Here is a 17,279-nt window from a genome sequence, read left to right as displayed (position 1 = left end):
TTGTACTTCTATTCGAAACTGATTAATCATTTTACTCCGAATCTTAACGTTACCCATACGTTCAGGATTAAATAGCTATAATGCAGGGAGCAGGCTAAAACCATCCGCACTTCGTACCTCTTCAGAGCCTGTCTAAGAATGACATTTTATATACATCGGGATACTGTAAGTAGGCTTCCTCTACGTTTAATAAAACAGTGATGGGCATTAGTTTACACCCCAATTTGTCTTTCACAGCGAAGCGAAGGAATTCCTACTGATTTTCAATCGATGAAGGTTTCACAAGCCATAATTCGCATGAAGAGCCCATGGCTATAAATGCTACGGGTCTCAGAGAGCTAATAATATTTTTCAAGTATTGCCTTATGCCAATATAATTAAAACCATCTATATTTAGTGCTTAATTGTTCATTGTAACTAGATGAAATAGCCTACGTATCACATACCATATGTCGATTACACTATTTTATATAAGTGTAAAAACTTATTTTTCATCTGCATTAGTACGCACAAAAACTTAAGTACAATTACAAAAAATCCTTATCTGTGATCAGATAAGGATTTTAAGATACTGTCTCTAACTACTGAAGTAAAGAGACTTCCTTATTTATTAGCGGATTATTTAATTCCAGACGTACATTATGTCTGGAATTTTTGTTTTTAATTACTAACTATTCAAAGTTACTTACAAATAAAAAATATTTGAATTATAAATAAAATTTATTTCAGTAGTTGTAAAAATATACTTACCTATTTCAGCTAGTTATACTTAGGCACATCAATCAGACAAATACTTATAGCCCTACTCTATGTATTTTATTAACCCATAATACTTCGTAATTAACTGCATTTTTGATTACTTAAGAGTCCATTTATGTTTTGTATTTCGTAGCTGTGAGTACTATCAAACTGTATTATGAAAAAATTTAAAATAGCGAATAGTGTCTAATAAATAGAAATACTAGTTTCGGCAGGCTTCATTCTGAAATCAGGCACCTAATTTATAATTTTTCTTAATAGTATTAGAAAAGGTCACTCAGCAATCGTTAAGAGTTAATAGGGTGTAAATTATTCCCAGGAGCGGCAGGAATGTGTAGAAAAATAAGAAGTTTAATCTTTAATAGATGATGGGCTGGGCTTTACAACTAGTCTAAGCCCACAAGAATTGATTGTATGGCTTCCCTCTTTTCTGTAATTTTTCGTTACTAGCTCATTGAAGCAAACCCATCACCTGCAATGCTCATCCTGTTATTCCAAATGAGCACATGGGTACCCATTATGATACAATTATCTGATTTTCAGAAAATTTACAACTATTCATTTAGCTTGCTAACGTAGCTACTCAAGAGTATCTGGCCAAACAATTGCCATTCCTGACTCTAACACTCAAGTAATAGTTTTACTGATCATCTTCAAAACATTCTACTCACTAATAACAAATCTTACAGGCAACATAATTTCTGCGAATGGCCTCTGCTTTACTTACTTTCTTTATTCCATGTGTGCACCTACTTAGCCCATGACAAACCCTGTTGTGAAAAGCATAGGCTTTAGGAGATAAGCAAATATAACCCGAATCTGTTTTAGGCGGAGTAACTGATAAAAGTACGGAAAGCCAAAGCGTATACATAAGAGCGGTCAGATTTTATAGGAGCGGACAATGGCAATTTAAAATCTTTACTCCACTATTTATAAACATTTTTCAAATAAACTAGTTAGCTATTATTACTCCCAAAAAAAGGCCTATCCCTACAACCGAAATAGGCCTTTTTTGAAAATTCAATTAAGTCATTACTTGACTAATTTAACTTGTCTTATTTAAACGCAAGCGTCCAGTCTTTACTGTATCAACAATCCCGTTCCATTAAATCAATGGTTATTTTCCAAACAACAGATTGTTCTAAACCGAGAATCATTAACTCAGTTTTCTAGCTGATTCTGTAGTTCGGTTGGTAATTTAGAAAAAAAGTTAAGTCCGGTTAATCCTTCTATTTCCCGCACACTTACCTTGTATTGTTTCCAGTCTGGGAAAATGATATCCTGGTTATTGGGCATATTCACGGCGAATACTTCCACATTATCTTTTGTGATTCGCTGCAGATCGTTTTCTCCAGCGGGCATTAATAACACTACTTTCCAGAATCGGCGAGGTACACTGATTTTTCCATTCGCGATGGATGTAGCCTCGCCCATCGTTCCTTTTCCGCCATCCCCAAAACTTCCGGCATACTGATACGCTTCCCAGCCCGCTTTTACTTGGCTACGGCAATAATCTTCAACGTGTTTCCATACACCCTGCTTTAATGCCGGAGCCTGAGGGATGATGTTAGTTAGTACGAACGTGGTAGAGTTATCACTTTCACTGGCACTGCGGTCCCCCACTGGACACAACTACCCCCGATCAAAGCCCGTATTGTTGTGGGGTAACCCAGCGTAGCCTAAGTAAACAAAACCTTATCCGACTCATCTGGTCTAATGGGCTTGAGACGGCAACTGGTGACGAAGAAACATAGGATAAAGGCCCCTTTTAGAACATTTAATCTATTCATAAGCACGATTTCAATCATTGAGATCTAAAAGGTAGGCTTACCCTTTCTCTATACGTATACAAAAATAGAGCCGCCCTTACAGGATCTACCTTCTTGCGATTTACAATAAACAATGAATGAGTTAGCATGTCTGGCAAGACTTTTGATAGGATTTAGTTATTAATCTCTAGTAACCTCTAAAAGATGAAGCTGACTTTCTATTACGGAATAGTACTGGTAACATTACTACTGCCAGTGGTAACGGTTTACCTGGGCATTCACCTTGCTTCGTGGATCAGCCTTTACGCTTTAGTAGCCGGGAGTTTTTGTCTGATTGTCTATGGCTTGTTCCTTTGGTTTATGAAAGTCTCTTTTCCCGGTAAACGCTGGATGGCTATTTTATCGCTTCTAGCAGGGCTTGGCTGGCTTATGATTGAGCTCTCTATGCTTAGTGGCTGGCGGGACAGCTAACTTCTTTTCAACATCAATCCTTCTTGATCTAAGCTCTGGGTCTGTTTGTGTATTGTAACAGAATCAAAGGCATAAAATTTATTAACAATTATCAATCATTTGCCTTAATATCAGTTACCTACACGTACTCGAATTAGGCTATTTTTTAATAATGAGAACATCCTAGCTTTGTCTTGGTAACAGTGAAAAGGCACTTGTTCCATTGGATTCAAGCATGCATTAGTCTCTTTATGTTCTCTAGTTAGCTAAATTTGTTTCTCATTATAATAAAGTAGTTTATTCCGATAGAAGTAAACGTCGTTTAACCTTTTAAATCTGATTAGGCTTGCTTTGGTAATCAGAGCAAGCTTTTTTATAATCCTTTCTAATCGTCTTTCTCCATTTTTACTAATGCAGCATTGAGTAAAGGACACTGTTAGTATAATATTCTATCAGGCCATAAGAAGATTAAATAGTTCAATTTTTCGTGATTCTTTGGATAATGTTTTTCTCGAAAACTCCTGTAGATTGAACTTTGAGGTGTTTTTCAAAACCGTTATAGTTGTCCACATAGCGAGCATCTGGTTCTTTTAGACTAATTACCACTCTAGTTTCAGAATTACTTAGGGGGGTAAGTTTTGTTTCGAATACACCCATGACTATACTAGGAGAATAGACCGGATCTCTTTCTATTACTACGTAAGCAACACTACTCAATAATTTCCGCTTTTGTTCAAAAGTATATCGTCTGTAAAATGTTGTAAATCAAGTAGATATAATACATTTTTCTTTATCAATTAAATTCGTTGGTAAACCACTTATATAATACTCTTCTAAAGTCCTCTCAAATACATTAATGAAGGGAAAGGAAACAACTGTATCTATCGGAAATTTTGGATAATTACCTTTAAACGTTAGAAGTGATACAGGTATGTCTTGCCCTTTGGTGCAGAGTGGCAAGAGAAAAGAGTAAATAATAGCTTACACATGATACGTAAATACTTGATTAAGGTGGAATTAATAAATTCGGGCAGAAGGACTGAATAGTGGAGATTAGACATATGAGTTAGGTTAATTCTTTATGCTCAATGATAGTAAAAATCATTAAAGGTAAAACTAACTATTCATTCTTAACGAAAGTTTCCCTATGCTGGTAACTTGCAAAGATATGGTTAGGTACCAATCAATCTTTGGATGCCAAATAGCGTTAGGCTTTCTGTTTTTCAGGTGACCTAAATAACAGAAATTTTTTCTACTTTTCGCTGCATTACTACCGTTAGCTAAATCGTTGAAAATTAGTTAACGTATAAAGAGGCGTTAGATTAAAAAGGGCTTAAATTGGGCTACCACTAATCCAACCCGCCCTAATGAATGCTTGTCACTTACCTCTAACTATTGCCTATCATCTACCCGCACTCAAAGCCGAACAACTCTCCATCATTGATGCCCTGGCCGATGAATACATCCTTATTAACTTAGAAGACCATACGACGCCCCTTCAACAGGCCGTTAGTTTTCTGGCCCCTGACTTCCTGCTGATTCAACCCCCTCAGCTTTCGCTCTACCAATGCACCTTTGGCCTGCTTCAGCAAATCCGGGCAACCCCCAAACTGGCAACGAAGTGTATCGTGTTTCTCTCCTCGGAGGGTAATCATCAGCTATTTAATTCCCTGGATTTGAGTGGTCTTTTACCCACAAGCTTTTCTCTCCAGGATTTGCGTTCCTGTTTACAGCAACTCCAGCAAGGCCTCCGCTATGTCTCGATTACCCTAACAACCCTGGATAACTGTTCGGAGACGTTAAATTACCTGGCTAAACTTACCTCCCGTGAACGGGAAGTAATAGGCCTTATTGGTTGGGGGGAATCCAATCAGGAGATAGCCAGCAAGCTCTCCATCAGTGTGAAAACAGTTGAAAACCACAAGCTTCGCATTGTTCAGAAATTATCCCTCCCATCAGCCCGTAAGCTTCGACAGATCGCTGTCAAAATTCTAGACCGCATTGGCTAGAGGATTTCCCCTACCTGGCTTACAAAATCCATGGTTTTCCCCTATTGCATTCGGAGTACGTTGCAGTCACCTTTGTTCAGCAGATTGATCTGATAAATCGCCCGTAAAGAATGGCCACTGAACGGGTATTTATAACTACTCAATGAATCGAAACATGTATACGAATCAACCATTGCGAAAAGGACTCTATGCGATTCTGGCAGGGCTGCTTACGCTACCCATTAGCTGTAACAGAGAACAGAATGACACGCCTACTCCCGCCATTTCTAAACCGTCTGGTGCCAGATTTAGCCAGGGTGGGCAGTGCACAAGCCTCACCTTCGGAAAAGATTTGGGTATCTGGAGCGTCGTACCTAATAGCCGTTTCCAGGTTATTGTTGCCGGAGATGGCGACCGTCAATTTGTAGGACAAATCTTACCCGAGCCTGAATTTGGTTCACGCTTTCTCATTCGAGGTGGCCAGTTTATTGCACGGGGTGATTTTAGTCCAACTTCCGTGGCACAAGGGGCTAGCGGCTGCTTTGAACCAGGGCCGGATGGAAATGGCTGGTTTGTTCCGGGCTTCAGCGTCAATGATCTGGGCTCTAGCTTTGAGCAAGTGAGTGCGAATGACGGCTCGCCGGCGTACCGCGTTAAAGACCGTTTTCAAGGCGTGACCGATGTTTTCTCTACCAAAGCGTATCTGGGAGTATGGACCGTAAACAATACCCCGTTAGAAGCCCGAAGAATACCTGGCATTGGGTTGGTGGTTGCCCAGAATGTTACGAATGCGGATTCTCGCTCCCAGGGTCGTGATATGTTTATGATTCGGGGTAGAAACATTCTTCAACGCGGTGATGTAAACGTATCCAATGCCCTGGACCGGGGCCGCACCGAGGCTTTTGCCGGGGCCCAAACAGGTCTGAGTGGACTGCTCCCACCTTTTAGCAATCTTACCATCACTGGCTACGAGCGTCTCCCCGCAGCAAATGGTGCAGACGAGGCCTATCGACGATTACCCTAACTTATTTGATTAGAATCTCAAAAGGCTCAACGTTCTTTTTCTAAACCCATACAAGCCCGATAATTGCCGGGCTTGTATGATTTAAACTCCTATAATCAGTTTTCATTTGACCTTATTTAGCTTTCAAGCCTATCCTATATTCTTGCACTGCAAGAGTATCCCCCTTCGCTACTTTAGCTATATAGGCTTCGTCAAATTCATTTAATCTGCTTAAAGCATTACCCCATCCTCCTTTTCTTTTATATAAATAGTTTATTCTAGGCATTTCCATTTGATTGTAGTCTCCATATGCTGAATAAACCTCTCTAATTAAATATAATGAACCATGTATAGGCATATAGGTTACATTATCAATAATGAATTTGTGCTTTAAAATCTCATTTATTGGAGAGGTTTGTGACTGAATAGTGTGACTTGGGCTAATGATGACAAACTCATTCCCTTTCTTAATAACAGAACGCTTAGGATTTGTACGGGCATCAAACGTACCAATTACGACTGAATCCTGGTGGGTGAAGGTGATAAGTGTATCCTTCGTAATTTTTATTTTATCATTCTCAAAATAGCTGCTATGTTTTGTATACTTCCCAAATCCCGTATAGGTCGAATCCTCTATGAAAGTATTAATAATTGCCTGATCGGTAATTTCTTTGCCGTCCGTAAAAAGTCTGATTGGTGTTTTTACTTTAAAATAATCCGTTACCATATAGTGAGGAAACGAAATCATTTCTTCTCGGTCTTTGCTACATGACCAGAAAAACAGTAAAACGGAGGCCATTAACACAAGTGATACTTTCTTCATACAGGTTAGGTTATAAAAGGGGTTAATTCTCAATCTTATCCTGAACAGACTGTGGAAGCTCCGAAAAGAAATCCAGGCCTGTCGTTCGCTCTAGTTCACGTACCGTTACCTGCCATTTCCGCCAGCTTGTCCCGGCTACGTCCTGGGAGTTAGGCATGTTCACCGCAATTACTTCCACTTTCTCAGTGCTCACTCTGGAAACATCATTATCGCCCTGCGGCATAATCAGGATCACTTTCCAACAACGGTTCGGTACACTCACTTTTCCACTAGCAATAGTATTTGCTGAGCCGTTCGATCCTTTACCTCCTTCTCCGTATCCACCGGCATAGATATACGCTTCAGAGCCACGTTTCACTTTCGTCCGACAATAGTCCTCTAAATCGCTCCAGATGCCCCGGTTCAGGCTGGGAGCCTGCGGAATCATATTGCTCATGACAAACGTAGCGGAGTTATCACTTGCCGTCGCCGTACGGTCGCCCGAGGGACACAAATGCCCCCGGTCAAACCCACTATTGGTATAGTCTGTAGGTTTGATCATCGTAAAGTTACGCGGTAAGTCCTCATCGGGCCTGAAATCATCCTGACGATCCGCAGAACCTAAATCACTGGTTTGAAGATGCCAGCCAACCCAGCGGGCAATACCCTTCAGCGGCTGATAGGAAAGCACGTATTGAGGCTTGACTAACAGATACTCCGAACCGTCGGCTGAGGCGTTGCCGGTAGTGAGTGATGGATAACCCAGAATCGCCTGCGTGGAAAGCTTGGATGAGGGCTTAGATGGGTTAACTACGGTCTTGCGTCCACAGGATGCAACAAGCAGTATAAGGGCAATAGTGGCGGTGAATGAGTAAGATTTACTCAATGTTTTTAGTGGCGGTAACATGTACTAATGATCTATCGGGCGGAACTTAAGGGTACTGAATTAATCCTTACTTTTCCGATCTTCTATACTTCTGAATGAGAACGCATAGAAAACGGAGCCAGTATTATCGGCAAAACTATATCAAAATCTTCAATAGTGAAGGTTAAAAGATTGCGTGTCGAGTGGAAACAGCTTATTACCACTTTACGTGGATTTTCAAAGGCACACGGAAAGAAAGCTACCTGGGGACGTAGGAATAGATCATCGGATTCCTACATGTGCATCCCGGCAAGACTTCAAGTTTTCCCGATTATATCTCAAGTAAAACCGACTACGGAATAACGGTCTACTTTGTTATTTGCCAGCAAAAAACACGCAATGCAGGTAATCGAAGAAATTCTACAGCATGAAGAGCGGCTACGGCTGGCCATGATCCAAAGCAATGTAGAGATGCTGGATGCTTTAGTCTCGGATGATGTGATTGTAACTGATCCAGCTGGCTACCTACTTACTAAAGCCGATGATCTGGCCGCCCATCAATCCGGGCAGTTACGAATAGAAAGTATTACCCCACAGGAGGTCAAGATTAAAGTTCTGCTCGAAACGGCTATTGTTTTTGCTTTAATGAAATTGAAAGTCTGGGTGGCTGAAGTCGCTATTGAAGGTCTGTTCCGCTATACCCGGGTTTGGCATTACTCAGAAAATCGCTGGCAGATTGTTGCCGCTCATATCAGCCAGGCAGAGGAGAACTAGCTTATGATTAAAAAAGCTACGGGCTTTCTTTGCATGATGCATGCCAAATACGTAACTGAGTTCTTTTTGTGCAAGACAAGAAATTCTTCGGTTCATGACTCCGCATTTGGAATTATTTGCGTTCAAGCTACCTAATTTCCATCAGAGCTTATAAGGCAGATTTTAGTCACAAATGCAGAAATCCCGAGATTTCAGAGAGATGCTTACGCATGAATAATAGTGACCACGTGCTTACTGAACTAAGGATTATTTAATAGAGCTAAGCTTCTGCTGAATTGGTTCTAAGCTTAGAGATCTTTCCAATACTATTCCATTTTTGTCGAGTAAGAGGTACGTAGGAAAAGCATTGACGTTGTACCCTTCATTCACTTCTCCTTTATCGGCTTTTAACTCTGAAACCTGTACCCAGTTTAGCTTATGAGTACGAATAGTCTTTAACCATTGAGGTTTATCAGATTCATATTCAGCGGCAATTCCTATAATCACCAGCTTATCCATATATTGGCTTTGTAATTGCTTTAACTTAGGAAATGATTTAATGCAAGGCCCACACCAATGTCCCCAAAAATCTAAAAGGACATATTTACCCCGATAGTTGTTCAGATCAACTGCTCGTCCTGCCGTATCTGGAAGCGTGAAGTTTAGAGCTTCTTTTCCTACAACTGGTTGTTTCTTTAGGAGTTCTAACCGCTTAGCTACTTGCTTACCCTGATCACTATCTTGTACCGCAGCAGATAATGACTTTAAAATATTCTCATACTGATCAATCGGAGTGTCATCAGTAATGGTTTGCCAATACAATAAATAGGCACTATGAATAGAAGAAGGGTTTTTAAGGATGAAATCCAGTATATCTTTATTTCTTTGCTGCTCCAGTTTTGCCCTTTCTGAGCCGGATGCTGTTTTAAACTTTTCGTCATAAACCCATTCTATTGATTCTTCATAGCGACTGAGAACTGTATTGTCTGGACCGCCTTTAAAAATAAGCTTGTAAGGAGTTTCAATCGATCCAGAAACCGTTACGGGTACTTCATCGTAGTAAAAAGCAGTGTATCTGGGAGAAGTAATTCGAAGATGAATACGTCCATCATCACTAGGTTTAGCTAAATAGCTAAAATGATCCTGTTTAGCAAACACAGTATCCAGCTGGTATTTACCTTTTTGCTTATAACCAAAAATGACGGGTCGATTACCCAGGCCCTTGATATTACCTGTCACTTTTCCCGGCTGAGCAATTAATGAGTTGGTAAACAGAGCAAATAGCATTGTGGGGAAGAGTATATATTTAGATTTCATATGAAATGAGATACCTGGTTTAATAAGTTGTTTTGTGAATAGAATAGCCTAATCCCTTAGGAAGGCAATTTAATCATAAATCTCCTATTTAAGACGCCAGCCTCGGTATTCAGCCGACCCCGTTTTGAATTATTCAGTAATGAAGTGCACTTTCTTCGGTTACTTTTGGTGACAAAGAATCGTAGTATGAGATTTGTTTTTCTGCTAAGTTTTCTAGCCCTGCTAACTGATTATCAAAATCAGTCTGGTAACGACTTCCAAAGGCTCTTATATAGCTCAGAGTGACAAACCATTATGGAATTTAAAAAACCTAAGCGTATATAGCCCGTCCCATGATCCATTTCTTGGATTCTCGGCAGCTAAACAGAATCATGGAATAGACCTTCTTCATCGGTCAGACTTACCAAGCATCTGAAGACAGCCTTTCAAAATAAATTATATGATCAGCTAATCTTGCTAGAGACGTACCAACCGGAGAGCGAATAAATTATCAAAAACTGACGCTATTCAAACGCAGTCTTAAGGTTCAATCTTTCTCCTTTATACGAGTCTCTGGGACATGGAAACGATCGGATAAACCCGTATCCTAGTTACAGAAAAAGATTTTAGCCAAGGGATAGATAAAGCGTACATTCAACAGACAGAAGTCAAATCGCCAGACAGATTTCAGGGATTAATCCATATCGTAGACTCTAGCGTTCAAATGTCAAAATAGTTAATGATTTGAAGGTATATTCATTACGGATTTATGATGAAATAGGTAAAATAATAGGTTAGCAATGCATCAATATCTTGACATGAAGTTTTAGTCAACCTATATTAATTAGAGGCTTCTGAATTATCTTCGCTTTCCCGTTATCAACTTATCTTATCTAACACACTAGTGAAACAATTTTTACTCTCTGCTGGTCTTATGCTGGCTACCGTATCCGCTTATGCCCAATTGGGTGTAGGTACCTCTACGCCCAAGGCTCAACTCGACGTAACCGCCAGTAATCCGTCTACGCCTTCAAACACTGATGGTCTGCTTATTCCACGAGTTAGTGCTTTCCCTGCTACTAACCCAACGGCTGAGCAAAATGGAATGATGGTGTTTTTAACGACAGCATCTGGCAACAAACTTCCCGGCTTCTATTACTGGAATGAAAGTTCTAAAGCCTGGAAATCCATTTATAGCTCAAGCGAAACGTTAAAGTTTTACTATCCTTTTTCTACCCAGTCGCTGGGAGAAAATAAAGCACTTTCTATTTATAACTCCCCTACGGCAACGTTGTCGACTAAACCTAGATTTGGGTTAACCGTATTAGGAGAGATTACTCCCCATCAAATTAGTAATGGAACAACTATAACAGGTGCTGTTTTAACCCTGGTAAGAGGTGCTGTCAATAACCCAACCATTACTTACCCCTGTTATGCCTATGCCGCTATTTACCGTCAGACTTATGGAGGGCGTGAACCCATTGGGATATTAGAATTTGAAATTTCTCAACCCCAAGGCCCTAATGCAGCCATTAATTCACAGGGAGTTTTTGATAAGGTAATTTTGGATACAGGATTCAGAAATGCAGATGGTCAATATAAAGCTACCCAGCTTTGGGCTAGAAAGGATTTGGCCTTGGGTACCTTTTCTAAAGATATTATCCCTGTTATCCCAGGCTCTTTTATTGGAATCGAGTTGTTAAATCCACAAGACTCGAATGGGAACGCTATTTTTAGAATGAGTGATGCCATGGGTAGTATTCTATTTGCGAGTAATCGACCTTTCAATCAGGTGCTTTCAGGGTATGAAAACGTGTCACTCTCTGTGATAGTAGAATAAACAGAATACTATAAAAGAATAAAGGCTGCAAACATACACCCGTTTGTAGCCTTTATTCTTTTTATAGTATTTTATCTACTTACTAAGCCCCTCCAGAAACCTAACTTATTATAAGTTTTTACAATAAATTTTCGAAGCTACCTTAAGCAAGCCTATCTATGTCCTCATCTCCCCACTAACCGCCTGTCTATACTATCGGCAGAATACCTTCATTATGTTACCGTAGATCAGCTTATGGTTGTGTTTCTGGATGAGCAAGACCTAACTTACGGCCGCTTAAAGGCTCAGGGATATCGGGTTAGTTAATTCCATGCGGATGCCCTTTCAACCTTTTTCAATTTACATAACATACGCTAAACGTAGAATCGACTATGATTAGGCCCTTCAAATCACTGCTTACGTTATCTTGCTTTTGGTGTATTATTGCAAGTACATCCTGCCATAATGCCCCTAAGGAAAATCCAAAGGCTACTAATGAGGCCCCATCCAATGAAACGGAACCCAAAACAGAGTCTTCAGGTACCGGGGCTTCTCAAAGTTTCGATATTAATACCATTCCGGTATCGAATCACCCGCTCGAATCATTTCCCTTTTTTAGTCTTCCCAAGGGATTAGCGGAGCAAAACAAGCCTGTCCAGCGGTCCTTTGACAAATTGTTCTTTGCACTAAACGGTGTCATGACGCCGCTAGAAGGAAAAGTCTGGAAGAGTTATATCGTTACGGAACCGGGTAGTTCTGAGGAGTGGTCACTGCCCTATTTTGAAAAAAGCTACGATGACGCAATCACCAAAGTGGGTGGCGTCAAGGTCTTCGATGGTGAAATTACGAGTGCAGAATACGAACGTTACCACAATCAGGCCTCTTATTTAGGCGAAGATGGCTCGATTGGTTACGCAGACGAAAACATCAAAGTGTACGTGATCCGCCGGGCGGATGGTGGAGACATCTATATTCAGCTCAGCGGAAACACGGCTTCCGGTAAACTCAATATCCTGCAAAAAGAAGCTTTCAAGCAAACCATCACCCTGCTTAAGTCCGATCAGATCCGAAGCCAGTTGGCTGAAAAAGGGAAAGCGGTCCTTTACATCAACTTCGATGTCGATAAGGCCACATTGAAACCGGAAGGTCAGGACGCCGTGAAGGAAATCCAGAAAGTACTTAGTAGCGATAAAGGGCTTAAGCTTAGCATTGAAGGGCATACCGATGATACCGGCAATGCGGATCACAACAAAAATTGTCGGAAGATCGGGCTAAAACTGTGCTTAAGGAGTTGATCGCGTCCGGCATCGATCAATCCAGATTGAAAGCTGTGGGGTACGGTGCCCAAAAACCTTTGGTGCCGAATGATTCAGAAGACAATAGAGCAAAGAATCGCCGGGTAGAACTGGTAAAAATAAACCAATAGTGAGCCAATAGCCCGAGCCATCCCAACGATGGTAGCTAGGATACTCCTAGCCTTTCACTACATTTAAAAATAACTCTTGATTTTAGCATAAAGAGCTACTTCGCCCCTTGAAGTAGCTCTTTATTGTTTATTTTAACTACGTGACTCTCTACGTCAATTTTTCACCAATCGTGAGAAATTATAACCTCTCGACTTGGCTAAATCGCCCACGTACGCAGTTTGAACATATTAAGTACATTTCGAATTTTCTAGTCTCATTGATTTATAGAATCTTATCTGCTCCAGGGAGTTTTAAGGTCAGTTTTCCCACTATAAAAGACAAAATGATGGATAGCGGGGCGACTATCAAAAGCTTGATTAGAGGTTCGATAGACACATCGGCTAGTAGCACTGATAACCCAATGACGATCAAGGGATGCAGAATATAGGTACTGTAGGTGCTGCGAGCAAAAGTGTTAAAAAAAACGTTACTTACATTCCAGTGATGCCTGCTATAACTTAACAGAGCTATACTGATGGAGATACCCGTAATCTGTTCCCACAGGCATAATACGAGTGATTGTCCATTCCATCCCCCGTTGAAGCTGGACATCGGCAATGCTAGTTTGGTAGTCACTATAAATAGTAAGGGGAATACCATGAAAACCATTACCAGGGCTATTCTAAAAAATTGTTTCCCCAGTTGTAATGAGAGCTGGTCCAGCCAATGGTTTTGTTGAGCGACTATTCCGATGGCAAAAAAGGCTACGTACTGCGGAAAGTAACAAAGCTGAAAACCGACCGGATGTAACACCCAGCCGACAGGAAAGATTAATCGCACCAGGAAACTAATCAAGCCAACAGCGACAGCAAACCATAGAATACTTGACCTAGAAGGCAGCTTAAGGGCATCTGGCAATGAGTAACGTGGTCGAAACAAGACGTATACTACATTAAATAGCAACAAAGCAGCCACAAACCACAACACGCCCGGATCGATCCAGTTGTCGTACCCCGCTAAGAACTGAAGAAACGTACCTGATGATGATGTCCGTAGCGATACACCAGGAAATTCATTACCGGGGAAAGAACAAGAGAATAAAAAACCAACGGAATCCCCAGACGCTTCAGACGATCCAGAACAAATTTTTGGGCTCCTTTTCGTTGATAAGACGGCTCAATAAAGTAGGAAGACAGCAGAAAAAATAAACCCATGAAAAAGGACTGGTTTGTAGCTACTAATAGCGTTAGACCAATCTTAGCCATTGCATCGGTAGTAGGTTGCTTGTAATACCATCCGCCGGGGGCACCATAGGTGATAGATACATGGTGCAGAATGACCAGAGCCGTCAGGAGTATCTTGTCGTAATCCAGGTAATGAATTTTCGATTGTGTTCTCCATGTCAATGAAGAAGGTGCGTCGGTTGGCATAAAAAGTAGATCATGGAATGTTTTCTATAGTGAGTAAGCCATTGGTTAAGTTAATCCCATTGCTTGCCTTAAAGTTAAGGTGCCGTCTTACTAGAAGTAACTAAGGCTCTCATCTAAGGACGTTTAGTTAACTTCCTTACGATTTTGCAATTCTATAAAAAGAGCCTTACGCTTCTTGCCATACTCCATTAGAGCAGGAATAATGGCCCAACTGGTAGCAGCTACAAAGTAGGACTCAAGTATAAAAGCTGATCCAACAATGACGACTAAGAGGATAAGCATAAAAAGGCCTATTTGCTGAAGCTTGGACTTTCTAGTTAACAGTTGAGCATTGGAAAGCTCCTGAAGCATTGATTTGTCGTAAGAGCAAGAGGTAAATAGTATAGCCATCGTTTTAGTTAGTTTGAGCGTTAAACTAGTTACACTTACCCTCATATAATCCAGCAAAGGGATAAGAGGTATTTCTATAGAGCTAACTGGAGACTTGATATCAATACATGACGTTTTGCCTATACTTTTAGAAACACTTGCAATCGCCCTTAAAGGACTACTTTAGCTTCAATTGGTGGCGGTAGGATCTTCGAGCTTCTATTAAAGTATTCATTTATTGAAGGTTTTGGCTTTCAACCTACACATCAGAGTAGCAAACAAAGAGTAAGGTTTTTATAGTATAATAAAGGTTAGGTAATCAATACTGACAAAGGTAATTGCCGGAATAGCCAGATCTGATTATAATTTATATCTTTAGAGCCACACTTATTTTTCAGTTAAAAAAACGCACACAATGGGAGCTTGGGGAGCTGGCTACTTTGAAGATGATGACGCCATGGGTTTCATGGATTCGATTGAAGAATCTGATACTCCTAAAGAGTTGATTGAACAAGCTTTAACTGATGCTATTGAAGCGAAATACCTTGAATTCTCAGAAGGAATCGCAGCCGTCGTATCATCTGTCTATATCGATCGTCAAGTGAATGGCACTACCTTTTCATTGGCTTATCATGATGAACCTTTGGCAGTAGATACCTTCCCTGACAGACACCCTGACATTGACCTTTCTGACCTAAGCAGTAAGGCGGTGGAAGCCTTACAAAAAGTGCTTAGCGAGAACTCTGAATTACACGAACTTTGGGCTGATGCAAAAGAAGAAGTGTATAAAGAATGGAAGGCAAACATCTATCAACTCATTCAGCATTTAGAGCGATAGCCTTACCATTAGCCTACTTGTTCACTTACGTAAAACACCTTCAAAAAGACCTTATACTACCTCCAGCAAAAGCATTTAGCCGACTCAGATTTGAGTTAGCTTCGTTAGTATAGGTGCAATACCATTGACTACTATTCACTCTAGCGGATATACCCCTTTGTTAATCAAGCTCCGTTTGAAAATTTTGAATATCAAGCTCGAAAATATACTCCAGGCCATCTATCTCGTCCTGCTGTTCACCTTTATGTATAAATTGAAAAGGACGAATGGTCGCCAATGAAGCAGCATTATCGGGACGAATAGTTGCTCGAACCACCCTAACCTCTTCCGCTGCCTTAGCTCGAAGCAGCAAGTCCCGCAGCATTAACCTGGCATAGCCCTGACCTCGATAGGCCGGTACTACTGAGTAGGCCACTTCAACCATACCCGCTTGGTCGGGAGGGCCATGAAACCCGGCATGGCCCAAAACTTTCTGGTTCACCGTAACCACTTGGGCTATCCAATTCAAAGTACGAGGGTCCTGACGACATTGGTTAAGTCGGTTATTCCATCGCCGAGTGGCGTCATCAGTGATAAAGAAAGCATCAAGTTCAACACCTATTAGCTTACTTGCCTGTTGTAGATCTCGACTAATTAAAGCCTCTAAAGCTTGTTCCGTAAACTTAATCCAGGTTAGCTCGTGAATCATCAGTGCATTTTAAATAAGGCCATCTAGATTATACATATCCTTTGGGAGCACTCAACTTAGGGTTCTAATAAATCCCAAAGATTGCCGTAGAGGTCTTCAAACACCGCTACCTTCCCATACACCTCTTCTTGGGGTGTCTAACGGACTTGACTCCTGCCTGCGGAAAAGCCTGATAATCTCTTTCGAAGTCATCAGTATAGAGGAAGAGGAATACGCGGCCACCCGTTTTGATTGCCGATCCGGCTTCCCTTAAATTCGCCATCTGCTTTGGCCCAACAACAGAGCACAGGACCCATTGTCTCTCGGAGCACCCAGCGTTTAGTCTCGCTTAGCTTAGCGTCTTCCAATAGGGTAAATCCTAGTTTAGGTGAGCAGGCGTTGATTTATGTAAGTATGATTAGAATGCTAAGCTAGTCATTCGGTAAATCATAATATCGCCAGCAACGACATGAACTATGATAGCGATTAGGGACAATATAACTTTGAATCCTCTTACCAGGGTTAAAGCTAATCTAGAGTAGACTTTTACTAACCCGAATTGCCCTTAACGCGTCCACTAGCAGTAATAGAGGCGAGCGGACAGTTTATTGTTTAGCCTATTACCAAAGGTCTCTTTCATATGACTCTCATCTGAACACCAGTTGTTGGAAAAATCACATAGGTGATATTTTTAAGAAAAAATACAAGAATTAATTAGTATTTATTATCAGTCTATTGCATTTGAGAGATATAAATAGGGTACACTTTGCTGTGATTTGGGCCAAAATACATAGAAATAAAGTCTATTAATGCGTTAATACCTTTACATGAAGTTTTAGTCAACCTATATTAATTACAGGCTTCTGAATTATCTTCGCTTTCCCGTTGTCAACTCATCTTATCTAACACACTAGTGAAACAATTTTTACTCTCTGCTGGTCTTATGCTGGCTACCGTATCCGCTTATGCCCAATTGGGTGTAGGTACCTCTACGCCCAAGGCTCAACTCGACGTAACCGCCAGTAATCCGTCTACGCCTTCAAACACTGATGGTCTGCTTATTCC

Annotated in this window: 16 protein-coding genes; 8 read left to right on the top strand and 8 right to left on the bottom strand. The window is 40.8% G+C overall.

Features of this window, described 5'->3' with window-relative positions; translation table 11 throughout:
• Positions 1-1,920: 1,920 nt before the first annotated feature.
• The gene (locus tag BWI96_RS00085; RefSeq protein ID WP_198555094.1) at positions 1,921-2,382 is read right to left on the bottom strand and encodes a DNA/RNA non-specific endonuclease; all 462 of its coding nucleotides are present in this window, start codon (positions 2,380-2,382) and stop codon (positions 1,921-1,923) included.
• 350 nt (positions 2,383-2,732) lie between these two features.
• On the opposite strand from BWI96_RS00085, the gene BWI96_RS00080 reads away from it, so the two are divergent.
• The 3 genes from BWI96_RS00080 (at position 2,733) to BWI96_RS00065 (ending at position 5,990) form a co-directional block, all read left to right on the top strand.
• A complete protein-coding gene (locus tag BWI96_RS00080) occupies positions 2,733-2,999 on the top strand; it encodes a hypothetical protein (RefSeq protein ID WP_106634686.1) in 267 nt (88 codons plus the stop codon).
• Positions 3,000-4,345: 1,346 nt separating this feature from the next.
• Positions 4,346-4,987: a LuxR C-terminal-related transcriptional regulator gene (locus BWI96_RS00070; RefSeq protein WP_106634684.1), complete on the top strand. Its 642-nt coding sequence runs from the start codon at positions 4,346-4,348 to the stop codon at positions 4,985-4,987.
• A 154-nt stretch (positions 4,988-5,141) separates the two neighbouring features.
• Positions 5,142-5,990, top strand: a complete 849-nt coding sequence (locus tag BWI96_RS00065; protein ID WP_106634683.1) for a hypothetical protein — start codon at positions 5,142-5,144, stop codon at positions 5,988-5,990.
• A 112-nt stretch (positions 5,991-6,102) separates the two neighbouring features.
• On the opposite strand, the gene BWI96_RS00060 is transcribed toward BWI96_RS00065, so the two are convergent.
• Both BWI96_RS00060 and BWI96_RS00055 read right to left on the bottom strand, forming a co-directional pair.
• A complete protein-coding gene (locus BWI96_RS00060; protein ID WP_106634682.1) occupies positions 6,103-6,792 on the bottom strand; it encodes a hypothetical protein in 690 nt (229 codons plus the stop codon).
• A 22-nt stretch (positions 6,793-6,814) separates the two neighbouring features.
• Positions 6,815-7,657, bottom strand: a complete 843-nt coding sequence (locus BWI96_RS00055) for a DNA/RNA non-specific endonuclease (protein ID WP_157830154.1) — start codon at positions 7,655-7,657, stop codon at positions 6,815-6,817.
• A gap of 378 nt (positions 7,658-8,035) precedes the next feature.
• Here BWI96_RS00055 and BWI96_RS00050 point away from each other — a divergent pair, with 378 nt between their 5' ends.
• Positions 8,036-8,410, top strand: a complete 375-nt coding sequence (locus tag BWI96_RS00050; RefSeq protein ID WP_106634680.1) for a nuclear transport factor 2 family protein — start codon at positions 8,036-8,038, stop codon at positions 8,408-8,410.
• A gap of 246 nt (positions 8,411-8,656) precedes the next feature.
• On the opposite strand, the gene BWI96_RS00045 is transcribed toward BWI96_RS00050, so the two are convergent.
• The gene (locus BWI96_RS00045; protein ID WP_198555093.1) at positions 8,657-9,676 is read right to left on the bottom strand and encodes a TlpA disulfide reductase family protein; all 1,020 of its coding nucleotides are present in this window, start codon (positions 9,674-9,676) and stop codon (positions 8,657-8,659) included.
• Between the two features lie 913 nt (positions 9,677-10,589).
• Between BWI96_RS00045 and BWI96_RS00040 the strand changes: the two genes are divergently transcribed.
• From BWI96_RS00040 to BWI96_RS23070, 3 genes are all read left to right on the top strand, one after another.
• Positions 10,590-11,525: a hypothetical protein gene (locus BWI96_RS00040; protein ID WP_157830153.1), complete on the top strand. Its 936-nt coding sequence runs from the start codon at positions 10,590-10,592 to the stop codon at positions 11,523-11,525.
• A 371-nt stretch (positions 11,526-11,896) separates the two neighbouring features.
• Positions 11,897-12,799 (top strand): OmpA family protein, encoded by a 903-nt coding sequence (locus BWI96_RS00035; RefSeq protein ID WP_198555092.1) that lies wholly within the window; start codon positions 11,897-11,899, stop codon positions 12,797-12,799.
• Positions 12,784-12,930: a hypothetical protein gene (locus tag BWI96_RS23070; RefSeq protein WP_198555091.1), complete on the top strand. Its 147-nt coding sequence runs from the start codon at positions 12,784-12,786 to the stop codon at positions 12,928-12,930. Before BWI96_RS00035 ends, BWI96_RS23070 begins: the two co-directional genes overlap by 16 nt.
• A gap of 262 nt (positions 12,931-13,192) precedes the next feature.
• On the opposite strand, the gene BWI96_RS22760 is transcribed toward BWI96_RS23070, so the two are convergent.
• The 3 genes from BWI96_RS22760 to BWI96_RS00020 all read right to left on the bottom strand — a co-directional run bounded on the left by BWI96_RS22760 (position 13,193) and on the right by BWI96_RS00020 (position 14,730).
• Positions 13,193-13,909: an acyltransferase family protein gene (locus tag BWI96_RS22760; RefSeq protein ID WP_369804046.1), complete on the bottom strand. Its 717-nt coding sequence runs from the start codon at positions 13,907-13,909 to the stop codon at positions 13,193-13,195.
• Between the two features lie 17 nt (positions 13,910-13,926).
• The gene (locus BWI96_RS22755) at positions 13,927-14,340 is read right to left on the bottom strand and encodes an acyltransferase family protein (protein WP_106634676.1); all 414 of its coding nucleotides are present in this window, start codon (positions 14,338-14,340) and stop codon (positions 13,927-13,929) included.
• A 123-nt stretch (positions 14,341-14,463) separates the two neighbouring features.
• A complete protein-coding gene (locus BWI96_RS00020; protein WP_106634675.1) occupies positions 14,464-14,730 on the bottom strand; it encodes a hypothetical protein in 267 nt (88 codons plus the stop codon).
• A 394-nt stretch (positions 14,731-15,124) separates the two neighbouring features.
• Here BWI96_RS00020 and BWI96_RS00015 point away from each other — a divergent pair, with 394 nt between their 5' ends.
• A complete protein-coding gene (locus BWI96_RS00015; RefSeq protein WP_106634674.1) occupies positions 15,125-15,547 on the top strand; it encodes a DUF4259 domain-containing protein in 423 nt (140 codons plus the stop codon).
• A gap of 160 nt (positions 15,548-15,707) precedes the next feature.
• Here the strand turns inward: BWI96_RS00015 and BWI96_RS00010 are convergent, their stop codons facing one another.
• The gene (locus BWI96_RS00010; protein WP_106634673.1) at positions 15,708-16,235 is read right to left on the bottom strand and encodes a GNAT family N-acetyltransferase; all 528 of its coding nucleotides are present in this window, start codon (positions 16,233-16,235) and stop codon (positions 15,708-15,710) included.
• Positions 16,236-17,279: the final 1,044 nt, after the last annotated feature.

Origin of the sequence: Siphonobacter sp. SORGH_AS_0500 (genome assembly GCF_002838835.1) — a bacterium.
Taxonomy (GTDB): domain Bacteria; phylum Bacteroidota; class Bacteroidia; order Cytophagales; family Spirosomataceae; genus Siphonobacter.
Note: the sequence above shows the minus strand (reverse complement) of the source record. Positions and strands in the feature narration are given on the sequence as shown.

Excerpts from the sequence above, each read along its gene's own strand:
- BWI96_RS00080 (WP_106634686.1), top strand. The coding sequence starts at position 2,733 with ATGAAGCTGACTTTCTATTACGGAATAGTACTGGTAACATTACTACTG.
- BWI96_RS00070 (WP_106634684.1), top strand. The coding sequence starts at position 4,346 with ATGAATGCTTGTCACTTACCTCTAACTATTGCCTATCATCTACCCGCA.
- BWI96_RS00065 (WP_106634683.1), top strand. The coding sequence starts at position 5,142 with ATGTATACGAATCAACCATTGCGAAAAGGACTCTATGCGATTCTGGCA.
- BWI96_RS00060 (WP_106634682.1), bottom strand. The coding sequence starts at position 6,792 with ATGAAGAAAGTATCACTTGTGTTAATGGCCTCCGTTTTACTGTTTTTC.
- BWI96_RS00050 (WP_106634680.1), top strand. The coding sequence starts at position 8,036 with ATGCAGGTAATCGAAGAAATTCTACAGCATGAAGAGCGGCTACGGCTG.
- BWI96_RS00045 (WP_198555093.1), bottom strand. The coding sequence starts at position 9,676 with ATGCTATTTGCTCTGTTTACCAACTCATTAATTGCTCAGCCGGGAAAA.
- BWI96_RS00035 (WP_198555092.1), top strand. The coding sequence starts at position 11,897 with ATGATTAGGCCCTTCAAATCACTGCTTACGTTATCTTGCTTTTGGTGT.
- BWI96_RS22755 (WP_106634676.1), bottom strand. The coding sequence starts at position 14,340 with ATGCCAACCGACGCACCTTCTTCATTGACATGGAGAACACAATCGAAA.
- BWI96_RS00020 (WP_106634675.1), bottom strand. The coding sequence starts at position 14,730 with ATGGCTATACTATTTACCTCTTGCTCTTACGACAAATCAATGCTTCAG.
- BWI96_RS00015 (WP_106634674.1), top strand. The coding sequence starts at position 15,125 with ATGGGAGCTTGGGGAGCTGGCTACTTTGAAGATGATGACGCCATGGGT.
- BWI96_RS00010 (WP_106634673.1), bottom strand. The coding sequence starts at position 16,235 with ATGATTCACGAGCTAACCTGGATTAAGTTTACGGAACAAGCTTTAGAG.